Here is a 21089-nt window from a genome sequence, read left to right on the forward strand (position 1 = left end):
CTAACGGTCATCAAACGACATCAAATGTCATTCCAGGCATTGATTGGTGTCATGCGTAGACCACGGGGGTCTCAATGTCACAAGCGCATCGGATACACGGGAGCGCATCTCGCTCGAGAGGCGCCGCTCTCCTGCTTGCGGCCTTCACCTTGGTCGCGGGCCTGGCGCTGCAGCTGGGCCGTCTCACTCTCGACACCTGGGCTCAACTGCATGCTGCTGGTCCGGTCCTGCCCGACCAGGCGCTCGGGCTACTGGCCAGCGCAGCGGGCACCGGCGTGTCGCTCTGGCTGCTGACCGCCCTGACCGTCAGCACAGTTGCCGCACTGAGCAGCAGATCCCGCCTGGCTGCGCCGGCCGCGCGACACATCGCTCCTGCGGCCGTACGCAACGCGGTTGCCGCGCTGCTGGGCGTCGTCCTGATCGCGGCTCCCACGGTTGCGCATGCACAAGCCGTTCCTCAGACCGGTGTTTCGTCGACTGCGGCGGCAATGCCTCATGCCTGGGGTCACACGGAAGGCCTTGCGTCACCTTCGCTGTTCAAGGCCGAAAGGGCCGTCTCGGGGCCGGCGGCGGCAACCGCGCGCGCACGACCGTCGATCGCCGAACTGGTCTCGGTCTCTGTCCCGGGCGGCGCCTTCACCCATTCCGACACCCCGACTCCGGGCGGCCGACAGAAGTTGCTGCAGACTCTCTCGCCCGGGTGGACACCTGAACGTCCTCGGCCCACGGCCACTGCTTCGCCCACCGGCCAGAGCGACCTCGGGGTCGTGGCGCCCAGGCCACGCCGTTCGGCGACCTCGGACGGAACCCGGGACTACGTGGTCGTGCTCGTGGGCGACACCCTCTGGTCCATCGCCTCGCGGCATCTGGGCCCGACCGCCGGTGACGCCGAGATCGCCCGTGAGTGGCCGCGCTGGTACCGGGTCAACCGGCATCTGATCGGGGCCGACCCGCACCGCCTCCTACCTGGGGAACGACTCCGTTCCCCGCACGCCGCGGCGCTCCCCCGGCCCGGCGCCTCTCCGTCCGGCACGCCGCAGCCCGGCTCCCACGAGTCCGGCGCCCATGAGAACGGCGCCCGTGAGAACGGCGCCCGTGAGCCCGGCACACACCAGTCCAGCGCACGTGAAAACGGCACATCCGAGAACGGCACACGCGAGTCCGGCACCCTTCGGACCAACTTTGAGGAGACCGGCCGATGACGCCGCCGTCCGCACCTTCCAGCACCAAGTCCCGTCGCCGTCCGAAGGCCAGGGCACCTCAGGCTCCGCCGCCGCCGCTGCGGGCGCTGCCGGTCCCGCGGCATGCGCCGTGCGCTGCGGCACGCATCGATCCACACGACCCGCAGCCGACGGTTCACCCGGATCAGGAAGTGCTGGCCCTGGTGATTCCGGGGATGGATCCGTTCTCGGCTTTCCCCTACGACGTACAGCGCGAGTTCGGGGGTACCCAGACCGAATCAGAGACGAGGCTGCTGGCACCGAACGCAGCGGCCAGTTCCGAGGGCGTCGTCTCAAGGGCCGAGTCGGACCTTCCCGAGGACGAGCGCCAAGCCGCGGGGTTGGGAGACAGCCCGGCCTCGACTGTGCGGGCCGGAGTGACCTGGGGCGTCATCGACGAGCCCGCAGAATCTTCCCAGCGATCCAACGATATCTCTGGTGTGGCAGCCACAGTCACGACTGACATCCCTGGGGCACTTGCCCGTACCGATCCACCGGGTACGGCTCCCGCCACATCAGACAACCGCCTCCGTACCGCTTCCCCCTCCAACCGAGGTGGGTCCGACCTGACGCCCGCGGGCAAGCCCTCACCCTCCAGCCGAGGTGGGTCCGGCCTGGCGCCCGCCCGCAAGTCCTCCTCAGCCAGATCCCGGCGCGCTGCGAACGGTGCAGGCGCTGGTCGGGCACCAAGCGCCCTGGACACCGTGGACAGCAGCGGTCTCCTGCCCGAGCCTCGTCCCTGGGCAGCGGCTTTCATTCAGGCCGCGATGGAGGTGGCTTGTGGGCTGCGTCCGTCCACCCAGCTGGTCCGGTGGACCACGCCGGATGTGCACGGAGCCCTGGTCCGCCGGGGAGCTCTCACTGCGCGGGCCATGCGCAACAGCGCCGGGCTCAGCGTCAAGCCTCGCCTTCGGGCGCTCGTGCTCTGCAGTCCCCGGCCAGGCGTGTGCGAGGTCAGCGCGGTGATTGCCGAACCTCAGCGGGTTCGGGCGGTGGCCTTCCGGATGGAAGGGCTGCACGGTCGCTGGCGGGTCACCGAACTCCAGATGCAGGGAAGGCTGGAGAGCTAGCCAGACCAACAGGTTTCGCGAACGCGGGGTGCCGACTCGGCCCCCGGCCGGGTCGGCTCGGCACCGTCGGATCGCCAGATCTGATGGTCCGGCGGCTGCCGGTCTGGACGCTGACGGTTTCGGGAGCCGTCAGTTTCGGGCAGCAGACCGCGAGCCGGCGCCGGCCGGGTGAGCGGGATCTGGTGCCGGATCCCAGGGTGAGCTCCGGTCAGTCGGCCGTGCAGGTCGGCGACAACCGGACGACCGCCTGGCTCCGGGCACAGGCTCGTGCGGCGAGGAGGCTGTTCGCGAAAGGATGGCCGGCAGAACGGCCGCGGCCCGCCACCGAACTCCGGTGGCGGGCCGCACGCGTTGCCATGGGTCCGCGGTCAGAAGGCCGCACCGCACTGCCCCGGAGGCTCAGGCCCGGCGCCGCGACTCTTATGGAGGCTGAGGCCCGGAGCCGTGACTCTGCTGAAGGCTCAGGCCCAGCGCCACGACTCGTCCGAAGGCTCAAGCCCAACGCCACGACTCGTCCGAAGGCTCAGGCCCAGCGCCACGGCTCGTCTGAAGGCTCAGCCCCAGCACCGTGACTCTCCTGAGGGCTCAGGCCCGGCGCCGTGACGAGCGAGCACCTTGCCACCCCAACAGGAGTTCCGGCGGGATTGCCGAGTGTCCGACAACCCCGCCCGTCCCAGAACGGGTCAGCCCTTCATCTGCCGAGGCAGACTCAGCGGCGCCCCTTCTTCCGCGCGGCCCGACGGGAGGCCCGGTTGACCGGCGTGCCGTCCTCGTCGGCCGGGGTCACCGTGCCGTTGGCGTTCTCCTGGTGCACCTCGACGCCACCACCGACGTCCTCGCTGGGCGCGCTGTACTGCAGCTGCGCCGGGCGCGGCTGCCCGCCGACCAGGCCCTTCGCGACCAGCACCGGCGCGTCCTCGGCCAGGCCCGCCTCTTCTGCGGGCTGCTGGACCTCGACCTCGACGTGGAAGAGGTAGGCGATCGATTCCTCCTTGATGGCCTCGGTCATCGCCTGGAAGAGCGTGTAGCCCTCACGCTGGTACTCGACCAGCGGGTCGCGCTGGGCCATCGCCCGCAGGTGGATGCCCTCCTGCAGGTAGTCCATCTCGTACAGGTGCTCGCGCCACTTGCGGTCCAGCACCGACAGGACCACCCGGCGCTCGAGCTCACGCAGCGTCTTCTCGCCCAGCTCTTCCTCGCGCTTGTCGTACGCCAGCTGCGCGTCGGCGGTGAGCTCCTTGATCAGCATGTCCTGGGTGATCGAGCCGCGGTCGCCGGCCTCCTCGATCACGTCGCCCAGCGTGATCGTGGCCGGGTAGAGCCGGTTCATCTCCACCCAGAGCTGGTCCAGGTCCCAGTCGTCGGCGAAGCCCTCGGCGGTGGCCGCGGTGATGTAGCTCTTCAGCACGTCGTCGACGAAGTGACGGATCTGCTCCTTCAGGTCGGCGCCCTCCAGCACCCGGCGGCGCTCGGAGTAGATCACTTCACGCTGACGGTTCAGCACGTCGTCGTACTTCAGCACGTTCTTGCGGATCTCGAAGTTGCGCGCCTCGACCTGGCTCTGGGCGCTCTGGATGGCCCGGGTGACCATCCGCGACTCGATCGGGATCTCGTCCGGCACCTTGGCCGCGGTCAGGAACGACTCGACCATCGCCGAGTTGAACATCCGCATCAGGTCGTCCTGCAGCGACAGGTAGAACCGGCTCTCGCCCGGGTCGCCCTGACGGCCGGAACGACCGCGCAGCTGGTTGTCGATCCGCCGCGACTCGTGCCGCTCGGTGCCCAGGACGTAGAGCCCGCCGAGCTCGATGACCTCTTCGTGCTCGTCCTTGACCGACTGCTGGGCCGCCTTCAGGGCCTCCGGCCAGGCCTCCTCGTACGCCTCCGGCGTCTCCACCGGGTCCAGGCCGCGCTGCTTCAGCGTGGCCACCGCGGTGAACTCGGCGTTTCCGCCGAGCATGATGTCGGTGCCTCGGCCGGCCATGTTGGTGGCGACGGTGACCTGGTTCTTGCGTCCGGCCTGGGCGACGATCGCCGCCTCCCGCTCGTGCTGCTTGGCGTTCAGCACCTCGTGCTGGACCTCGGCCTTGCGCAGCAGCTCGGAGAGGTGCTCGCTCTTCTCCACGCTGGTGGTGCCGACCAGCACCGGCTGCCCGGTGGCGTGCTTCTCGGCGATGTCCTCGACCACGGCCTGGAACTTGGCCTCTTCGGTCTTGTAGATCAGGTCGGACTGGTCTTTCCGCTGCATCGGGCGGTTGGTCGGGATGCTGACCACGCCGAGCTTGTAGATCGACATCAGCTCGGCCGCCTCGGTCTGGGCGGTACCGGTCATCCCGGAGAGCTTGTCGTACATCCGGAAGTAGTTCTGCAGGGTGACCGTGGCGAGCGTCTGGTTCTCGCTCTTGATCTCCACGCCCTCCTTGGCCTCGATCGCCTGGTGCAGACCCTCGTTGTAGCGACGGCCGGCCAGGATGCGGCCGGTGTGCTCGTCGACGATCAGCACCTCGCCGTTCGCGACCACGTACTCCTTGTCGCGCTTGAACAGCTCCTTCACCTTGACGGCGTTGTTCAGGAAGCCGATCAGCGGGGTGTTGACGCTCTCGTACAGGTTGTCGATGCCGAGGTGGTCCTCGACCTTCTCGATCCCGCTCTCCAGGACGCCGACGGTGCGCTTCTTCTCGTCGACCTCGTAGTCCTCGTCGCGGCGCAGGATGCGGGCGATCTTGGCGAACTCCTGGTACCACTTCGTCGGCTGGTCCGACGGGCCGGAGATGATCAGCGGCGTCCGGGCCTCGTCGATCAGGATCGAGTCGACCTCGTCGACGATCGCGAAGGCGTGCCCGCGCTGCACCAGGTCGGCACCGTTCCACGCCATGTTGTCGCGCAGGAAGTCGAAGCCGAACTCGTTGTTGGTGCCGTAGGTGATGTCCGCCGCGTAGGACTCGCGGCGCTGCGCCGGGGTCATCTGCGACAGGATGTTGCCCACCGACAGACCCAGGAACCGGTAGACCCGGCCCATCAGGTCGGACTGGTACTCGGCCAGGTAGTCGTTCACCGTGACCACGTGCACACCCTTGCCGGCCAGCGCGTTCAGGTAGGCCGGGGCGGTGGCGACCAGGGTCTTGCCCTCACCGGTCTTCATCTCGGCCACGTTGCCCGAGTGCAGCGCGGCCCCACCCACGAGCTGCACGTCGAAGTGACGCTGGCCCAGGGTACGCTTCGCGGCCTCGCGCACGGTGGCGAAGGCCTCCGGCAGCAGCGCGTCCAGGCTCTCGCCGTCGGCGAAGCGCGCCTTGAACCGCTCGGTCTCCTCACGCAGCTCCGTGTCACTGAGCCTCACGAAGTCGTCCTCGAGCGCATTGACCTGCGCGGCCTGGTTCTGCAGCCGCTTCAAGGTGCGGCCTTCACCGGCTCGCAGCAGCTTCTCGACGATCTTCACCACGGGGCGCTCTCCCAAGTCCTTCAACCGTGCTTGTCCGGCAGCGCAACCAGGAGAAGTCACACTGCCGCTTCTAGGCATGACGAACGGCGGTCCGGCGCCGTGCCCTCCATCGTAGACAGGCTTGGCACCCAAACGTGTTTGCTCCACCCCCCAACATGGGTCAGGCTCGCGTTGTGTCCGGTCTGTCGTCCTCCTCCAGCGGCCTAGTCCCCCAGCTCACCGACGGTTTGGTGACCCTTCGCGAACTGCGTGAGGAGGATGCCGACACGATCGTCGCCTACTGCAACGACCCGGCCATGGAACGCTGGACCACGGTGCCGTGGCCGTATCGGCGCGAACACGCTCTGGAGTACGTGGCAGCTGGGCGCCGTTCCTGGGCCGAGGGGTCACGCTTCGACTTCGGTATCGAGCACGAGGGCGAACTGGTCGGGGCCATCGACCTACGCCGGCCGGTTCTGCCCGCCCTCGCGGAGGTCGGCTTCGCCCTGGCGCCGCAGGCCCGGGGTAAGGGCCTGATGTCGCGCGCACTGCGGCTGGCGCTCCCCTGGGGAGCCCGTCAGGGCATCCAGGTGGTGCAGTGGCGGGCCAACGTCGGCAACTGGGCCAGCCGGCGAGCGGCCTGGTCGGTCGGTTTCACCGTCGACGGGGTGCTGCCCGGTCTGCTGGAACACCGGGGCCGGATCACCGACGGCTGGCTCGCCTCGATGCGCCTGGACGAGAACACGACGCTGGTCCCGGCCCACCCCTGGTTCGAACCGGTCACCATCGACGGACCCAAGGTGAGACTGCGAGCCTCACGCGAGTCCGACGTCCCCCGTTTCGTCGAGGGCCACGCCGACCCGGCGAACAAGCGCTGGATCCCCGGGATCAAGGCCGAGTACACGGCGGCGGACGCGCTGGCGCACCTGAGCCGGGACGCCGAGGGGGCTGCGGCCGGCCGGATCCTGAGCTGGGCGATCGCGGATCCGCAGGAAGACGTGCTGCTCGGCGAGGTCGTCGTGTTCCTGCACAGCCTGCGTGACCGTCAGGGCGAGATCGGCTACTGGATGCACCCCGACGCCCGGGGACGCGGGCTCGCTTCCGAGGCGACTTTCCTGGCGGCGCGGCACGCTCTGCTTCCCGTCGAGGACGGCGGGCTGGGGTGGGCCAACATCGGGCTTCGGGCGAGCGTGGACAACGTTGCTTCGCAGCGGGTGGCTGAGAAGGCGGGTTTCCGGCGCCTGGGGCTGGAGCGAGGGCTGTACCAGCCGCCCGGCGGCGGCCCCCGGGGTGATCTGGCGAAGTACGACATGGTGCCCTCAGACCTGGCCACGCTGGACTACCCCCGTGGCTGACCAACGGCGTCAGCCCAAACTCGACCTCTCCGCGGGGCACCGGTTGCGCCCCTGGAGCACGGCCGACGCCCCCATGATCCCGCTCGCCATGACAGATCCGCTGATCCGGCAGTACGCCTCGCAGCTCCTGGACGACCGCGACGCGGCGCTCGCGGCCATCCACTCCTGGTCCGATGGCTGGGGGCAGGGCAACGGAGCCGCCTGGGCGATCACCGGCCCGGGCGAGCAACTGCTGGGCCAGATCCGGTTCGGCCTGTTCGACGAACACCTGGGCGCTGGTTCGGTGGGCTACTGGCTGCTCCCCGAGGCGCGGGGGCGGGGGTTGGCCGGGCAGGCGCTCACCCGGGCCAGCTCGGTGGTGTTCCGCCGGATGAGCTGGCACCGGATCGAGCTCTACCACGCGGTGGAGAACCGGCGGTCGTGCAATGTGGCCCGGCGGGCGGGTTACCCGCAGGAGGGCGTGATGCGGGGCGCCATGCTGTATCCGGTGGACGGCCGGCGGTCCGACGAGCACCTGCACGCCCGGCTCGCCTCTGATCCGGAACCGTAGATCAAGAGCCAGAACCAATGGACGTTTGCCAGCACGCGGGTGCGCAGCGCCGGCTTCAGGAGCGGAACAGTTTGGTCAACGCCGGGCCGAGATCGCCCTTCTTCTCGGCCTTGACGCCGTCCAACCCCAGCCACTGCGCCATCAGCCGCAGCTCCTCGGCGAGCTCGCCCACCACGGCCGCGGCGGGCACCCCCAGTTCCGAGTAGGCCGCCTTCACCAGCAACGTGCCACCCCCGCCCGGGGCCCGGTCGGCCTTCAGGTCGACCCGGCCGACCAGCTGGTCGCCCAGGAGGAACGGCAGGACGTAGTAGCCGAACTCGCGTTTCGCCGCCGGGGTGTAGATCTCCAGACGCAGCCGGAAGTCCCACAGCACCTCGGTGCGCGGTCGTTCCCAGACCAGCGAGTCGAACGGGCTGAGCAGGGCCCGGGCGGTGATCCGGCGGGGGATCCGGGCGCCGGGATGCAGGTAGGCGGGCCGACCCCAGCCGTCGACCGCGACCGGCAGCAGTTCGCCGGCCTCGACCAGATCCCGCACCGCGGACTGGGACTCGGCTGGTTTGAGCCGGAAGTAGTCGCGCAGGCATCGCTCGGTGGCCACCCCCGTCGCCCGGGCCGCGATCCGGACCAGCTCGCGCCGGGCCTCTTCCGGATCCGGGTCGGGAGCGGCCGTCACGGCCGGGGGAAGGACCCGGCCGGGAAGCGCGTAGCGACGCTCGAACTGCTGGGTGCGACCGGCCGAGGTGATCCTTCCGGCCCAGAACTGGAACTCGATGGCACGCTTGACGTCGCTCCAGTTCCAGCCCCACTCGCCGGTGCGTTCCCGGGGCATCCCGTCGTCGAGGATCTTCTCGGCGGCCGCTGCGGTCAGCGGGCCGTACCGGTCCACCACCTCCAGCACCTCGTCGAGCAGGTCGGCGCGGTCCCGGGCGATGCGCTGCATCCCGCCCCAGGCCTCGTGCGACGCCCGATCCATCCGCCAGCGCAGCAGCCGGTGGGTCTGCGGGGTGACGAACGAGGCCTCGTGGGCCCAGTACTCGACCATGCGCCGGGGAGCGCTGTTGGCCGCCTTGTCCAGCAGAGGACGGGGGTAGTCGCCGAGGCGGCTGAACACGGGGAGGTAGTGGCTGCGGGACAGGACGTTGACCGAGTCGATCTGCAGCACGCCCACGGTGTCGAGGACCCGTTGCAGGTGCCGGGCGGTGATCGGACCGGTGGGCCGCTCGACCCCGAACCCCTGGGCAGCCAGGGCAATTCGCCGGGCCTGAGCAAGCGAGAGACGCTCGGGCACACTGGCCCGCGACGGCTTACGCCGACCGACCGGGGACACCACTGCCGCGCTGCCGGGCACCGCACCGCTTCCCGCCGCCGCGCCGCCCTGCGGCGTAGGCAGTGCGCCGGGGTCGCCCGCCGGGCCTGTTCGAGCCAGGCCCGGCGGGCGTTCCTCCCCAGTGACTACCGGGCTGTTGTCAGGTTCTGCCGCAGGTTTCAGGCCTCCGCGCCGGCCTTGGCCTCCGCGTCGACTGCCAGTCGGATCACGCCGTAGCTCCACCCGCGCCGACGATAGACCACCGAGGGCTTGCCGCACGCGGCGTCGACGAAGAGGTAGAAGTCGTGGCCGACCAGTTCCATCTCGTAGAGCGCCTGGTCGATCGTCATCGGGGCGGCCGGGTGGTCCTTCGTGCGGATCACCACCGGGCTGTCGGCCAGGGCCTCGGCCCCTTCCGGCAGGTTGGCCCAGTCCATCGTGGCGGCGAAGCCGTCTTCTTCCTCGGCCGCGTCGTCGAGCGGGCTGCGGGGCTTGGTGGCCGTGCCGTTCAGCGCGCTCCCGCCGGTCGCGGCGCCCTCGATCGGCCGTTCGGCCAGCGCGATGCCGGCGTGGGCGATCGCTCCGGCCCGGCCGTTGGCCCCGGCCCCGCGCACCGTGGCGGGGGCGTGCCGGCCGTGGTGCACCTTCTTGCGGTCACTCATCCGGCGCAGGCGCTCGAGCAGCTTGCCGAAGGCGATGTCGAGGGCGGACAGCTCGTCCTGACCGCAGGCCTCGGCACGGATCACCGGGCCTCGGTCGCTCACGGTTATCTCGACCCGCTCGCACTGGCTGGACTGGCGAGGATTGCGCTCGTGGGACAGCTCGACGTCGATGCGGAAGGCCGAGGGGCTGAACTGGGAGACCTTCGCCAGCTTCTCCTCGGCGATCCGCCGGAAGCGGTCCGAAACCTCGACGTGCCGACCTGTGATCACGATGTCCACGAAGAATCCTCCTGTAGCCGTTGCTACGCCTCATGTGCCTCACCGAACGGAGCGCGTTCGCGAATGGTTCCGGTCGGCCGGGAATTGGCACCGGGCGCCTGAGCATCAATGGGGAATCACCGGCAGTGGGCCGGCTACTTCCTGACATCCTCCTTCCTGCAATCCGCGCGGAATTCGGCACGGAGGGCGGAAGTGGTGGCGCTGTGACCACCGTCTGACGAGGTTAGAGCAGGTATTCGGATGTGGATACCCCCTGCCGACGTAATGTCACCGAGAGGCCGCATACCCCGACCACGCGTGCACCCGCAGAGGTGAGCGCACGTGCGGCTTCGGCCACGGTCGCACCTGTCGTGACAACGTCATCGACGATGACGCAATCACGTTGCAGGAGAGCAAAGCGCAGCCCCGGGCGAACGGCAAGTGCACCGGCAAGGTTTTTTCGCCGAGCCCTGGACGACAGCTCTCCCTGATCCCGGACAACCCGCCGATGAGTGAGTATTTCGGCGACGCCGGGCGGCGGCCCGTAGCCACCCGCCAGCCAAGCGGGGCGGGCGCTGCGGACAGCGCGCCGGGCGAGGCCGGCCACCAGATCCCCGCCCCGTCGGCGCCGGGCCCCCGAGGTGGACGGGACGGGCACGAGCTGCCAGGACCCGGCCGAGGCCGAGTCGGCCTCCCGGCACGCGACCAGGGCGGAGGCCAGACCTGCGCCGAACGGTCCGGTCAGGTCGTGCCGACCTCGCTCTTTCCAGGAAAGGACCAGCTTGGCGGCAGTGCCCCCGTAGGCCGTGGCGCCCCAGACGCCCCAGCCCGGCGGCCAGCCGACCATCGGCTGGAAGAAGGCGGGACCGGCCACCACGCGGCGGCACAGGACGCACAGAGGCACGTCGGGAGCGCCGCACCCGGCGCAGACCACCGGCCAGATCAGCCCCAGACCGAGTCGCCGGCAGGCCTGCCGCCAGGCGGCCGGTCCCGACGCGAACGACTCGGCTTCCGCATCGAAAAGCATGCTTGCCACCCTGCCCGGCCACCGGTCGCAGCCGCGCCCGCGACGGCCGATCTGTGGATAACTACCGCTTCGTGCCTACCTGTGGAATGTAGAACGCGGGCCTGCGGCGCACCCGGGCCGAAGGTCCGGAAACATGACCGACATCCGACCCGGTAGCCGATTCCGGTTTCACCCGTACGGCCGAATTATGCGGAGCATCCTCCGAATGGGAACTGATCACCTCCGGGGGAATTGACCGAATAGGCGAAAGTCGATTTCACCGCTCCGACCACGCTTTTTCACAGGCGATCACGGTTGCATCACGAAGCGCATTGGCACTGAGGGCAGTCGCGTGATCACGAGGAGATCACGGCCGGGCCAGGAAACGGCTCCGCAGGATGGCACCGAGGGCAATCCGGAGCGCCCTCCGAAATTAACCTACGCGACCCGGGAGAGCTATCCCGGAAAAGCCGGCCACCGAGCACTGGAGAGCTCCGCCCAGGACGCCCCCGAGCGTCCTTGGGTGTCGTTCCCGGTGCCCACCAACAGGCTCGACTGCCCGTCCCCGACGGCGAGCGTCTCGGCCCCGGGCACTGCGGTGATCGGCTGGATCTGACCACCGATCTCGACGATCCAGGGCCGGTCCACGTTGCTCTGCACCTGCTCGTCGCCGGCGTTGGCGGCACCGGCCTGGCGCCGCCCGAGCACCGCGATGTGCTTCTCGTCCACCCAGGCCACGTCGGCCACGGTCACCAGGTCGGGCACCAGACCCTCGGGCTGGGTCAGCCGCGCGGGACGGCCCTTCTCGTCGCGGACGATGCCGGTGAGGAAGACGTGCGGGGTGCCCCCGTCGGTGATCGCCAGCACGGCCCGCGTACCGTCCCGGGAGATCCGCATGGCCTCGACCTCGAAGCCTTCCAGCCAGTCGGCACTCACCTTCACCCGCGCAGCCTTCGAGCGGGCGTCCGAGACGTCCACCGCCTCGACCCCGGCGCCTCCGGCGAACCAGACCCACCCCCGGGGGTCGAACGACGGCGCGGTGAGCCCGGTGCCCCGCAGCTGCGTGGTGCTGTCTGCCCCCGCCTCGGACAGGAACAGGTGCGACGCGTCGCTGGACAAGGCCGCGAACCAGCCCCCGTCGTAGGAGACGGCCGGGGAGGTGAGGCCGTAGAGCGCGTCGTACTGACCGAGCGCCTCCAGCCCCTTCACCACCTCGTTCCCGTCGGCACCGAGACGCACCACGCGTCCCTTGGTGTCGATGGCGACCGCGCTCCCGCCGACCGACGGGTCCACCACCGGCCGGGGGCCGGAGTTCTGCGGGATGTTGAAGCTGACCCGGTCGACGGTGATCCGGACCGAGGAGATCGAGCGCAACTGGCCGAGCGTGGTCTGCAACTGGGCCAGCATGAGCTGCCGCTGCCGGTCGTCGGCGAGCCGGGCCTGAGGCGTCAGATCGACCGTGGCGGTGCTGTTCTCCACCGTCACCGCACTCACCGACAGTTCCGTGCCCGGGGGAACGCTGGAGGCCACGGCATCGGCCAGCCAGTCCGGCGGGCCCTCGAGCAGGGCCCGGACCAGGGCGGTGGGCAGTTCCGGGGAGCCCGGTGCGCTGGGGAACCAGTGCGGGTCCGGGACCAGGTACTCGCCGTGCGACTCGGGGAAGTAGACCGAGTACGGCTTGAAGGTGACCTTGAAGTCGTTACGGGTGATCAGGATCCCGTCGTCCAGGGAATTGATCCGCCAGTGGCCGTCGGACAGCACCAGCCCGAAATAGCGGGGCTCGACCTTCGCCCCGGGCGACACCACGCTGTACCGGCCGGTGCCGTCGACCTGGGCGATGGCCGGGGCCTGCACCGCTACCTGAGCGACCTCGGGCCCACCGTCGGCAGCCCCTGATGCGGCGGGCGACGGATCGGTGGTGGCGGAGACCGCCTCGGCCGTCGCCGACGATCCGGCGGCCGCCCGGGCGCCCTGCGCAGGGGTGTCAGCGGTGGTGGCTTCGGCCTCGCCCTCGGGGATCTCCTCCCCCTCGGACAGCTGCCGGGTGGTCAGGGTGTCGAGCGAGCGGTACACCGTGACCGAGGCGTCGGGACGCCAGGCCAGCCGGCGTTCGGGGCTCAGGAAGCTGCGGGCGACCGCGTGGTCGTCGCTGTAACCGGCGCTGGCGGCCAGGAAGCCGCGCACCACCTCGACCGGGCTCTGGCCGGTCTTGGGCCCCTCCGGGGCCAGTTGGAAGACGCCCTCGAGCGGGTCGTCGTTGACCACGTCGCCGCTGATCACCGGGCCGTGGTCGGGAATCGTGGCACAGGCCGCCAGGCTCAGCACCGAGACCAGCGCCGAGACCAGCAACGCCCGTCCCCGCCACCTGACCGAGGCTGACGAACGTCCTTGATCGGAGACCCCACGACCCGTAAGCGTCACGACTGTCCTGACCCCACTCCGGGTTCCTCCAGCTGCCCCTCGATCTCGGGACCGGCGGTGAGCACCGGCAACGAGCCGGTGTCCTCGCCGAGGTGCGGCACCAGCGGCAGGGGCGAGCCGACCAGCAGCGCGCCCACCTTCTTGGGCAGCGTCAGCCGGAACACCGCCCCCACCCCGGGCTCGCCCCAGACCTGCAGCCAGCCGCCGTGCAGATGCGCGTCCTCCTGGGAGATCGACAGCCCGAGCCCGGTGCCGCCAATGGTTCGCGCCCGCGCCGGGTCGGCCCGCCAGAACCGGTTGAAGACCATGCTCAGCTCCTCGGAACTCAGCCCCACCCCGTGGTCGCGCACCGCGATCGCGACCGCGTCGGGCGACTCGGCCACCTGCACCTCGATCGGCCGGCTCTCACCGTGCTCGATCGCGTTGCCGACCAGATTGCGCACCACCCGCTCGACCCGTCGCGAGTCGATCTGGGCCACGCAGGGCTGCAGGGACAGCTGGAGGACGATCGTGCTGCCCTTACGTTCGGCGAGCGGCACGAGGTTGTCCACCACGCGCTCGACCACCTCCCGCACGTCGACCGAGTCCACGTCGAGCACCGCGGCGCCGGCGTCGAACCGGCTGATCTCCAGCAGGTCGCCCAGGAGCAGCTCGAACCGGTCGACCTGGGCCTGCAGCAGCTCGGCGCTGCGCCGCAGCACCGGGTCGCCGAGCTCGTCGCGGCTCTCGTGGATCACCTCGCTGGCCATCCGGATCGTGGTCAGCGGGGTGCGCAGCTCGTGGGAGACGTCGGAGACGAACCGGCGCTGGACCCGGGACAGCTCCTCCAGCTGGTGGATCTGCCGCTCCAGGCTGGCCGCCATGCCGTTGAAGGCCCGGCCGAGCCGGGCGATGTCGTCCTGCCCGCGCACCTTCATCCGCCGGTCCAGCCGTCCGGACGCCAGCTGCTCGGCGGTCTTGGCCGCCTGCCGGATCGGCGTGACCACCTGCCGGGTGATCACGTAGGCGACGCCTCCGACCAGCAGCACCAGCCCCAGCCCGGAGGGCAGCAGGGTGCGCCGGACCAGGTCGAGGATCTGCGTCTCGCGTTCCAGCGGGAAGACGAAGTAGAGCTCGTAGTCGCCGGACAGCGGCACGTTGATGATCGTGCCCACGGCCAGCGCCGGCTCCCGCTCACCACCGCTCACCGGAACCGTGGTGATCTGCGACTGCTGGCGCCCGCGGGCGTTCACGGCATCGCGCAGCGTCGCCGGGATCACGTCGAGCAGACCGCCCCGGGTGGCCCGGTCCTTCAGCTCGGTGGGCTGGGTGGAGCGCTGGGCGCGACGCAGGACGACCTCGCGGCTGTCCGGGCCGTCGGGGCCCTGGAGCTGGGCCAGGAGGTCGTTGATGTCGCTCTCCTGGCGGGCCGGGTCCTGGTAGTCGTTGACCGCCAGGGACTTGTTGGCCTCCCGGGTGAGCGCCGCCGCCTCGGCCATCGCGGTCTCGGTGCGCGAGTCGATCAGGCCGTCGCGGATGCGCATCAGCAGGAAGTTGCCGACCACCAGGACGACGCCCAGGCCGAGCAGCATGGTGGTGGCGACCACCCGCAGCCGCATCGACCGGCTCCAGCGCCGCCGGATCTTCTTGAGCAGCTTCTTGATGCGGGACAGGACGGCCCGGCGCACCCGCCCGACGAAGCGACGGACAGGCCCGTGGGGCCTGCGGGGTTTGCGCGGCTCGGGTGCCATCCGGGCGATGACGGAACCCCGGACGCCGTTCGGTTTCGCGCCGTTGGGCTTGGCAGCGTTCGGCTTGGCAGCGTTCGGTTTCGCGCCGTTCGCTTTCGTGCCGTTCGGCTTGGCCCCTGATGGCTTCGGGCCCGGCTTGGTCCCGTTCGGCTTCCCGGGACCGGGGGCGTCGGGCCGGGCACCACCCGCACCGGCCCTGCCCGCGGGCTGCGCCGCCTGGCCCTCGGCCACCGCTTAGGCCGGTCCGGCCTTGTATCCCACGCCGCGGACGGTGACGACGATCTCCGGACGCTCGGGGTCCTTCTCGATCTTCGACCGCAGCCGCTGCACGTGGACGTTCACCAGTCGGGTGTCGGCCGCGTGCCGGTACCCCCACACCTGCTCCAGCAGCACCTCGCGGGTGAACACCTGCCAGGGCTTACGGGCGAGCGCGACCAGCAGGTCGAACTCCAGCGGGGTGAGCGAGATGACCTCGCCCGCGCGCCGCACCACGTGGCCGGCCACGTCGATCGACACCTCGCCGATCTCCAGGGCCTCGGGCGCCGGCTCCTCGGTGCGCCGCAGCCGGGCCCGGACCCGGGCGACCAGCTCCTTCGGCTTGAACGGCTTGACCATGTAGTCGTCGGCGCCGGACTCCAGGCCGAGCACCACGTCGACCGTGTCGGTCTTGGCGGTGAGCATGACGATGGGGACGCCCGACTCGGCCCGGATCAGGCGGCAGACCTCGATGCCGTCCTTCCCCGGCAGCATCAGGTCGAGCAGCACCAGGTCGGGCCGGGTGGCCCGGAAGGCCTCCAGCGCACCCGCACCGTCGGCGCAGAAAACCGGCTCGAACCCCTCGCCCCGAAGGACGATCCCGAGCATCTCGGACAGCGCATTGTCGTCATCGACGACGAGAACCCGGCCTCTCATGGGGGACATGGTGTCAAACACCTGGGCCGAAACACGAAGCGGGTTCCTGGCGCAGCGGTCACCGGTGATCGCCGACCGGCCTGGTCTGCCCCGACATGCCAGGATGAACCCCGGCGCCGGGATCTTCGTTGTCCCGGACGACGAGGCCGGATCGGGCCAGGCCGGTGCGCAGCGACTGGGAGGGGTTGTCGGGTGTCCGAGCAACCAGGTGGGTGGACGGTCCCCGGCGGCGAACCGGAGAAAAGGCCGAGCCCGCCGCCGGTCGAGGAGACCTCCCAGAAGCAGGATTCCGCCCAGGGGCAGGAACCCTCCCAATTAACGGACGATGTTCCCGCCTCCCGGCCCGAGGTGGCCTCCCAGCCTGGTCGGCCGGGGTGGGGGCAGGCGCCCAACCCCCATGAGCAGCAGGCGCAGGCGGGCTGGGGAGCGCCACCGCCGGGGTGGGGGCAGGCGCCGGGGGCTGGTGGGCAGTCCGCTCCGGGGCAGCAGGCTCCTGGGCAGAACAGTGCTGGGCAGCAGGCTCCCGGTCAGCAAGCTTCCGGGCAGAACGGCCCCGATCAGAACGGCGTCGGGCAGGCATCCGGGCGGGACGGCGTCGGCCAGGCATCCGGGCAGGACGGCGTCGGCCAGGCTCCCGGGCAGAACAGCACCGGCCAGACTCCCGGGCAGAACAGCACCGGCCAGACTCCCGGGCAGCACGGCTCCGGGGAGCAAGCTTCTGGGCAGAACAGTGCCGGGCAGAACGAGCAACTACAGAACCCTTCCGGGGAGCAGCAGAACGCGGCCCCGCAGCCTTGGGGAGGCACCGCCCCCGGGCAGAGTGCCCCTGGGCAGAACCCGTCGGGGCAACCGGCGGGCGGTCCGCCGCCCGGCTGGGGCGGTCCGCAGGGTCCGCATGGTCAGCAGGGAAACAACTGGAGCGCGCCCCAGCAGCCGGGCGCCTGGAACTCCCCGCCCCCGGGCGGCAACGACTGGAACTCCCCGCCTCCCGGCGGCAACAGCTGGAACGCTCCGCCCCCCGGGGGCAACAGCTGGAATGCTCCGCCGCCGGGTAACGGTGGCTGGAACGTCCCCCCACCGGGCAGCAACAGCTGGAACGCGCCCCCGCCGGGCAGCAACGCGTGGAACGCTCCCCCACCGGGCAACGGCGGGTGGGGGGCTCCGCCGCAGCAGGGCGGCTGGGGCTCGCCGGCGCCGGGGCAGCCCGGCTGGCAGCGCGGCATGGGCCGGGGCGCGGGCATCATCCCGCTGCGTCCGCTGAGCATCGGCGAGATCTACGACGGCTCGATCCGCGCCATCCGCGCCAACCCGCGCACCATGGTCGGCTTCTCCGCCGTGGTCGGCGCCGTGATCGCCCTGCTCGGCACCCTGCCGCAGGCGTTCGCCTTCAACACGATCCTGAACAGCCCGCTGAGCACCGGCACCGCCGACCCCAACGACATCACCACCGGCGACGTGGCCGAACTGATCGGCGCCGGTGGCCTGTCGGTGCTGATCGGGCTGGTCCAGTCGGTGCTGTCCACCACCATCATCACCGGCCTCCTGATCGTCGCGGTCGGTGCGGCGGTCCGGGGTGAGGCCCTGGCGCCCGGGGCGCTCTGGCAGCGCGCCCGCCATCGGCTGTGGGCGGTGCTCGGGCTGGCCCTGCTGCTGCTCGTGCTGGCCCCGCTGATCATCGCGCTGAGCATGGCGCCGGGTGGGCTGCTGCTCTTCCTGCTGCCCGACGACATCTGGATCGGCGCGGTCGTGCTGGTCGTCGGAACCTTGCTCGGGGTGGTCGCCTACGCGGCCTTCTACCTGGGCTTCTGGTCGGTGGCGGCACCCTCGCTGCTGCTCGAGAACCTGGGCGTGGTGGCCGCTCTGCGCCGCTCGTTCCGGCTGGTGCGCGGCACGTTCTGGCGGGTCTTCGGGATCAGCCTGCTCACCGCCGTGATCGCCTACATCGTGCAGCAGATCTTCGCCGTCCCGTTCAGCCTGATCGGCACGATCCTGGCCGAGCTGGCCGACTTCACCGGCATGTCCGGCGCCGTCGTGCAGCTGCTGATCGCCGACATCGGCACGATCCTGGCCGGTGCGGTGGTCTATCCGTTCACCGCCGGGGCCGTCGCCCTGCTCTACCTCGACCTGCGGATGCGGCGGGAGGGCATGGACGTCGAGGTGCTCCGCTCGGAGCAGCTGCGGTGATCTTCTTCCCGGTAGCCCTGCCGGTGGTCCTGCCGGCCGAGGTCCCGGTCGACCCCGACCGGCAGCAGGCCCGGCAGTGGGTGCTCGAGGAGCTCTCGCGCAAGGAGTACCAGGACGCCCGGCCGAGTCTGATCGAGCGGGCCCTGGAGTGGATCCAGGAGCAGTTCGCCAATATCCAGCCCGGTTTCGGCTCCCCGGTCCAGATCACCGTCACGGTGCTGGCGATCCTGGCGGTGATGGCCGCGGCCTTCGCGATCTGGCGCTCCGGCGGGGTGGGCCGGCAGTTCCGGCGCAAGGCCCCGGCGGTGCTGCCCAACTACGTCACCAACGCGGCCGACCACCGCGCCGCGGCCGACAAGCACGCCGCGGCCGGTCAGTGGGGCGATGCCGTGCTGGAACGCTTCCGGGCGATCGCGCGCGAGCTGTCCGAGCGCACGCTGGTACCGGCCACTCCCGGCGCCACGGCGACCGAGGTGGCGCGGGACGGTGGGCGTGCCCTGCCTTCCCTGGCGGCCGATCTGCGCACGGCTGCGCGGCATTTCGACGACGTGTGTTACGGCCATCTGGAGCTGACGGAGTCGGCGGGGACGGAGGCCGACCAGTTCCTGCGGGGGCTGGACGAACGGGTGCGCACAGCCAAGGCCGAAACGGTGGCGCCGGTATGACGCAGCCCGCAACACAGACCCCGCCCCCCGCAGAGTCGGCATCGGAACCATCGGTGCCCACCCCGTCCTTAAAGCAGGATCTTCGTGGGCTGGCCGCCCGCTGGCGTTGGCCACTGACGGTCGCCGCGATCGTCGTGGCCGCCGTCGCCCTGGTCGCGCTGACCGTGCCCACGTCGGAGGACGGCCGTCGGCTGAGCCCGGAGAACCCTGCCCCCGACGGTGCTCGCGGGCTGGCCCAGGTGCTGCAGCGACAGGGCGTCGAGGTGGTCTCGGGCGACCGCTCGGACGAGGTCACCGAAGCCACCACGTCGGGCAGCACCCTGGTGGTCACCGACACCACGTTGCTGGCCCCCGAGCAGCTGAACCGGCTGGCCCAGGACGATGCTTCGCGGCTGATCCTGATCGAGCCGGACGAGATCGCGCTCAGTGTGCTCGCCCCGCAGGTCCGCGCAGCCGGCTACAGCAACCGCACCGACGAACGGGCCCCGGGCTGCTCGGTCTCCGCGGCGGTCACCGCCGGCGCGGTACGTGGGGGCGGGCAGCTGTACGCACGCTCCGGCGGATCCACGGCAGGGGGAGTCACCATTTGCTACCCCCAGTCGGACTCGGACGACACCTCCGACGTGGACAGCACCACAGAGCGAGGCTCGTACGTAGTCACCGCCGCCGGGGGTAAGCAGGTCGTCGTGGTGGGCCAGTCCGACCTGCTTACGAACGAATACCTGGCCGGGCAGGGCAATGCGGCGCTGGCTCTGCACACTTTCGGGGCCCAGCCGGACCTGGTCTGGTACATGCCCGATCCGCTGGAACAGGTGGGCGCCGGCCAACGGCAATCGCTCACCGAACTGCTGCCCGACTGGGTGCTGTGGGTGGGCATCCAGCTGGCGCTGGTGGCGTTGCTGGCCATGGTCTGGCGGGCTCGGCGGTTCGGCCGGCTGGTCGGCGAACCGCTGCCGGTAATCGTCCGGGCGGCCGAGACCCAGGAAGGCCGGGCGCGGCTCTACCGGCAGTTCCACGCCCGCGGGCGGGCCGCCTCCACCCTGCGCACCGCCAGCCTCCGGCGCCTGGCCACCCGGCTCGCGGCCCCCGCCGGGACCACCCCCGAGCAGCTGGTGGTCCTGGTCGCGGCCGCCACCGGCCGCAATCAGTACGAGGTCGGCCAGGTCCTGATCGGCCCCGCCCCGGACTCCGACGGCGCCCTGGTCGAGCTGGCCGACCGGCTGGACGAGATCGAACGGGTCGCCGGCGTCCCGCACGACCCCACCCGTAACCGTTGATCACCTCACGATCTGAGAGGCTCGCCTCGTGACCGACTTCCCGACCACCCACTCGGGGTCCCACCCGCAGGCACACGCCCAGGACCGGCCCGGTGAGGCCGAGGCCGCCCGGGAGGCCCTGAGCCGGGTCCGCCACGAGGTGGCCAAGGCCGTGGTGGGCCAGGACGAGGCGGTGACCGGGCTGGTCATCTCACTGCTGTGCCGCGGCCACGTGCTGCTGGAGGGGGTGCCCGGGGTGGCCAAGACGCTGCTGGTGCGCTCGCTCTCGGCGGCCCTGCAGCTCCAGACCAGCCGGGTGCAGTTCACCCCCGACCTGATGCCCGGTGACGTGACCGGCTCGCTGGTCTACGACAACCGCAGCGGCGAGTTCTCCTTCCGCGACGGCCCGGTGTTCACCAACCTGCTGCTGGCCGACGAGATCAACCGTACGCCGCCGAAGACCCAGGCCGCCCTGCTCGAGGCGATGGAGGAGCGGCAGGTCACCGTCGACGGCCGGCCCCGCCCGCTGCCCGACCCGTTCGTGGTGGCGGCCACCCAGAACCCGGTGGAGTACGAGGGCACCTACCCGCTGCCCGAGGCCCAGCTCGACCGTTTCCTGCTCAAGGTGCACATGCACCTGCCCCCGCGGGACGTCGAGCTCGAGGTGCTGGCCCGGCACGCCGCCGGTTTCGACCCTCGCGACCTGGCCGCCGCCGGTATCCGGGCGGTCGCCGGTCCCGCCGACCTGGCCGCCGCCACCCGGGCGGTCCGCACCGTCGAGATCAGCCGCGAGGTCATGGGTTACATCGTCGACGTGGTGCAGGCCACCCGCTCCTCCCCGTCGCTGGCGCTGGGCGTCTCTCCGCGTGGTGCCACCGGCCTGCTCAACACCTCCCGGGCCTGGGCCTGGCTGCAGGGGCGCACCTACGTCACCCCCGACGACGTGAAGGCGCTGGCCCCGGCCACGCTCCGGCACCGGATGCAGCTGCGCCCCGAGGCCGAACTGGAGGGCGTCACCACCGACGGCGTACTGGACAGCGTGCTCGCCAGCGTCCCCGTCCCCCGCTGACCGG

At 70.9% G+C, this 21089-nt stretch carries 15 protein-coding genes; 8 read left to right on the plus strand and 7 right to left on the minus strand.

Annotated features, from left to right (window positions below; translation table 11 throughout):
* Positions 1–149: 149 nt before the first annotated feature.
* Both LWF15_RS04925 and LWF15_RS04930 read left to right on the plus strand, forming a co-directional pair.
* Positions 150–1202: a LysM peptidoglycan-binding domain-containing protein gene (locus tag LWF15_RS04925; RefSeq protein ID WP_232809154.1), complete on the plus strand. Its 1053-nt coding sequence runs from the start codon at positions 150–152 to the stop codon at positions 1200–1202.
* Between the two features lie 194 nt (positions 1203–1396).
* A complete protein-coding gene (locus tag LWF15_RS04930; protein WP_232809488.1) occupies positions 1397–2290 on the plus strand; it encodes an Rv3235 family protein in 894 nt (297 codons plus the stop codon).
* A 709-nt stretch (positions 2291–2999) separates the two neighbouring features.
* Here LWF15_RS04930 and secA read toward each other — a convergent pair.
* A complete protein-coding gene (secA, locus tag LWF15_RS04935) occupies positions 3000–5732 on the minus strand; it encodes a preprotein translocase subunit SecA (protein ID WP_352396507.1) in 2733 nt (910 codons plus the stop codon).
* A 230-nt stretch (positions 5733–5962) separates the two neighbouring features.
* On the opposite strand from secA, the gene LWF15_RS04940 reads away from it, so the two are divergent.
* Both LWF15_RS04940 and LWF15_RS04945 read left to right on the plus strand, forming a co-directional pair.
* Entirely contained in the window at positions 5963–7066 is a 1104-nt protein-coding gene (locus LWF15_RS04940) for a GNAT family N-acetyltransferase (protein ID WP_232809155.1), read from the plus strand.
* On the plus strand, positions 7059–7616 hold the full coding sequence (locus LWF15_RS04945) for a GNAT family N-acetyltransferase (protein ID WP_232809156.1): 558 nt from the start codon (positions 7059–7061) through the stop codon (positions 7614–7616). Before LWF15_RS04940 ends, LWF15_RS04945 begins: the two co-directional genes overlap by 8 nt.
* 55 nt (positions 7617–7671) lie before the next feature.
* Here the strand turns inward: LWF15_RS04945 and LWF15_RS04950 are convergent, their stop codons facing one another.
* The 6 genes from LWF15_RS04950 to mtrA form a co-directional block, all read right to left on the minus strand.
* A complete protein-coding gene (locus tag LWF15_RS04950) occupies positions 7672–8943 on the minus strand; it encodes a winged helix-turn-helix domain-containing protein (protein ID WP_408622706.1) in 1272 nt (423 codons plus the stop codon).
* Positions 8944–9101: 158 nt separating this feature from the next.
* A complete protein-coding gene (gene hpf / locus LWF15_RS37300; protein WP_232809158.1) occupies positions 9102–9863 on the minus strand; it encodes a ribosome hibernation-promoting factor, HPF/YfiA family in 762 nt (253 codons plus the stop codon).
* A 223-nt stretch (positions 9864–10086) separates the two neighbouring features.
* Entirely contained in the window at positions 10087–10869 is a 783-nt protein-coding gene (locus tag LWF15_RS04960) for a ComF family protein (RefSeq protein ID WP_232809159.1), read from the minus strand.
* A 435-nt stretch (positions 10870–11304) separates the two neighbouring features.
* On the minus strand, positions 11305–13197 hold the full coding sequence (locus tag LWF15_RS04965; RefSeq protein ID WP_232809160.1) for an LpqB family beta-propeller domain-containing protein: 1893 nt from the start codon (positions 13195–13197) through the stop codon (positions 11305–11307).
* Positions 13198–13265: 68 nt separating this feature from the next.
* The gene (gene mtrB, locus LWF15_RS04970) at positions 13266–14999 is read right to left on the minus strand and encodes an MtrAB system histidine kinase MtrB (RefSeq protein ID WP_232809161.1); all 1734 of its coding nucleotides are present in this window, start codon (positions 14997–14999) and stop codon (positions 13266–13268) included.
* Between the two features lie 234 nt (positions 15000–15233).
* On the minus strand, positions 15234–15911 hold the full coding sequence (gene mtrA, locus LWF15_RS04975; protein ID WP_052526680.1) for an MtrAB system response regulator MtrA: 678 nt from the start codon (positions 15909–15911) through the stop codon (positions 15234–15236).
* Positions 15912–16103: 192 nt separating this feature from the next.
* Between mtrA and LWF15_RS04980 the strand changes: the two genes are divergently transcribed.
* From LWF15_RS04980 to LWF15_RS04995, 4 genes are all read left to right on the plus strand, one after another.
* On the plus strand, positions 16104–18095 hold the full coding sequence (locus tag LWF15_RS04980) for a hypothetical protein (RefSeq protein ID WP_232809162.1): 1992 nt from the start codon (positions 16104–16106) through the stop codon (positions 18093–18095).
* Positions 18092–18760, plus strand: coding sequence for a DUF4129 domain-containing protein (locus tag LWF15_RS37305; RefSeq protein ID WP_232809163.1), 669 nt, complete (start codon positions 18092–18094; stop codon positions 18758–18760). Before LWF15_RS04980 ends, LWF15_RS37305 begins: the two co-directional genes overlap by 4 nt.
* A 53-nt stretch (positions 18761–18813) precedes the next feature.
* Positions 18814–20037 carry a DUF4350 domain-containing protein gene (locus tag LWF15_RS04990; protein ID WP_232809164.1) on the plus strand — a complete coding sequence of 408 codons (1224 nt, stop codon included), beginning with the start codon at positions 18814–18816 and terminating at the stop codon, positions 20035–20037.
* A 118-nt stretch (positions 20038–20155) separates the two neighbouring features.
* The gene (locus LWF15_RS04995) at positions 20156–21085 is read left to right on the plus strand and encodes an AAA family ATPase (RefSeq protein ID WP_269809665.1); all 930 of its coding nucleotides are present in this window, start codon (positions 20156–20158) and stop codon (positions 21083–21085) included.
* Positions 21086–21089: the final 4 nt, after the last annotated feature.

The organism is Kineosporia rhizophila, assembly GCF_021277265.1.
Taxonomy (GTDB): domain Bacteria; phylum Actinomycetota; class Actinomycetes; order Actinomycetales; family Kineosporiaceae; genus Kineosporia; species Kineosporia rhizophila.

Bases quoted from the DNA above. Each gene is read 5' to 3' on its own strand.
- mtrA (WP_052526680.1), bottom strand. From the start codon at position 15,911: ATGAGAGGCCGGGTTCTCGTCGTCGATGACGACAATGCGCTGTCCGAG.
- mtrB (WP_232809161.1), bottom strand. From the start codon at position 14,999: ATGGCACCCGAGCCGCGCAAACCCCGCAGGCCCCACGGGCCTGTCCGT.
- LWF15_RS04960 (WP_232809159.1), bottom strand. From the start codon at position 10,869: ATGCTTTTCGATGCGGAAGCCGAGTCGTTCGCGTCGGGACCGGCCGCC.
- LWF15_RS04930 (WP_232809488.1), top strand. From the start codon at position 1,397: ATGGATCCGTTCTCGGCTTTCCCCTACGACGTACAGCGCGAGTTCGGG.